The following is a 2,150-nucleotide window of genomic DNA, read 5'->3' as shown; positions in this document are numbered from 1 at the left end:
ATTCTGTTCCGAGTTGTATTCACCGCTGCTGCATCTGATAATGGTTGTTTCGCCTTATTTTTGATTTTTTGCAGCAAGCCTGGTTTCTTTTTTAGGAATTCCTCTATAGGTCTATTGCCTTTTCGTTTACAAACCCCAAGCTCCAAACCCCAACCCCTAACCCCTATAGCTAACTGGCGCTATGGTGATGGGGTAATTGACCAGCAACGGGGACGTATAATCTGTGTCGGAGAAAACCACACAGTGGATGGGGAACCAGTAAATACCTTGGTTAGCATCAGCCTAGAAAACGGTGAAGATATTCAAGTGCTAGCCTCTGGCTGTGACTTTTACTCCTCGCCGCGCCTAAGTCCCGATTGCTCTAAACTGGCGTGGCTAAGCTGGAATCATCCCAATATGCCCTGGGATGGTACTCAACTCTGGGTAGCTCCAATATTAACCGATGGTTCTCTAGGTGTTGCAGAGCCCATTGCTGGTGGGGTAGATGAGTCGGTATTTCAGCCAGAGTGGTCACCAGATGGTGTGCTTTACTTTGTTTGCGATCGCACTAATTGGTGGAATCTCTACCGCTGGCAACCAACCCAAGGGGAAATCGAACCCCTGTGTGAAATGGAAGCCGAGTTTGGACTACCCCAGTGGGTCTTTGGCATGTCTACTTATGGCTTCGATGGTGCCAATCGAATCATATGTACCTATACTCAGGCAGGAAACTGGTATTTAGCTAGTATTGACCTAAAAACGAAGCAGCGGTCGGTGATTGCTACACCATACACCAGTATTTCCGACCTAAAGGTAGCTGATAATCAAGCGGTTTTTATCGCTGGTTCCGTAACAGAAGCAAGCGCTATTGTTCAGTTGGACTTGACAAATGGACAAATCAATGTATTAAGGAATAAGCGTGAGTTAGCTATCGATACTGGCTATCTATCGCGGCCTCAAGCGATCGCATTTCCGACAACTAATGGACTGACCGCCTATGGTTTCTTCTACCCACCACAAAACAAAGACTACACTGCACCAAAGTCTGAAAAACCACCCCTAATTGTCAAAAGCCACGGTGGACCTACGGCAGCGACTTCCAGTGCGTTTAACCTAAAAATTCAATACTGGACCTCTCGTGGTTTTGCCATGCTAGATGTCAACTATGGTGGGAGTACTGGCTATGGGCGGGACTATCGTCAGCGCCTGAAAAACAACTGGGGGATTGTGGATGTTGATGACTGCACCAATGGCGCGCAATACCTAGCTGAGCAAGGACTAGTTGATGGTGAGCGACTGGCAATTGCTGGGGGGAGTGCTGGGGGGTATACAACTCTAGCTGCTCTGACATTCCGAGATGTGTTTAAAGCTGGCGCTAGCTACTACGGTATCAGTGATTTGGAGGTACTAGCCAAGGATACCCACAAATTTGAGTCCCGGTATCTAGATGGCTTGATCGGTCCTTATCCAGAACGTAAAGATTTATATCAACAGCGATCGCCTATTCATTTCACAGACCAACTGTCGTGTCCTGTAATTTTCTTCCAGGGGCTAGAAGACAAGGTAGTTCCTCCTAGTCAAGCAGAAATGATGGTGGCAGCTTTGAAGGCTAAGGGGTTACCTGTAGCCTATGTCACCTATGAAGGGGAGCAACACGGTTTTCGTAAAGCAGAAACGATTAAACGGACTCTCGAAGGGGAGTTGTATTTTTATTCCCGGGTATTTGGATTTGAGCTCCCAGAGGCGATAGACCCTCTAACTATTTATAATTATTAGTCATTATTTAATTACGTTAGTGTGTAGACATGGCTCAAGACCTGCGAAGTAAGCCAATGTCGGTATTTGTCTATTGGTTTCGATATTATTGTTCACCATAAACTGATCAACGATGACTAGGCAGGAAAAACAATCAATAACCAGTGAGTTACAAACTCAGGCAATAATCCTCGGTGGATGGGTCGCTCTGATGTGGATTGTAGAGCTGGTGGATATATTCATTTTTGGAAGGAAACTTGATCTATATGGCATCATCCCCCGTAACCCGATTGGGCTGCGGGGTATTTTATTTGCCCCTTTTCTCCACGGTGGTTTTTCTCATCTGATTTCCAACACTATACCTTTTCTTGTCCTAGGCTGGTTTGTAATGTTGCAAGAAACTAGCGACTTTTTCG

Annotated in this window: 1 protein-coding gene and 1 pseudogene; both read left to right on the top strand. The window is 45.9% G+C overall.

All coding sequences use genetic code 11. The annotated features are described in order from the left end of the window. A partial coding sequence (locus F6K53_RS38095) for a S9 family peptidase (RefSeq protein WP_293084923.1) occupies nucleotides 1–1,755 on the top strand: 1,755 nt, incomplete at its 5' end. Nucleotides 1,756–1,867: 112 nt separating this feature from the next. Beyond that, nucleotides 1,868–2,150, top strand: a pseudogene (locus F6K53_RS38090) (rhomboid family intramembrane serine protease); the annotation flags it as partial.

Source organism: Moorena sp. SIO4A1 (assembly GCF_010672065.1).
In the GTDB taxonomy this organism is placed as follows: Bacteria; Cyanobacteriota; Cyanobacteriia; order Cyanobacteriales; family Coleofasciculaceae; genus Moorena.
The sequence above is the reverse complement of the archived record's forward strand: the minus strand, read 5'-3'. Positions and strand labels throughout refer to the sequence as shown.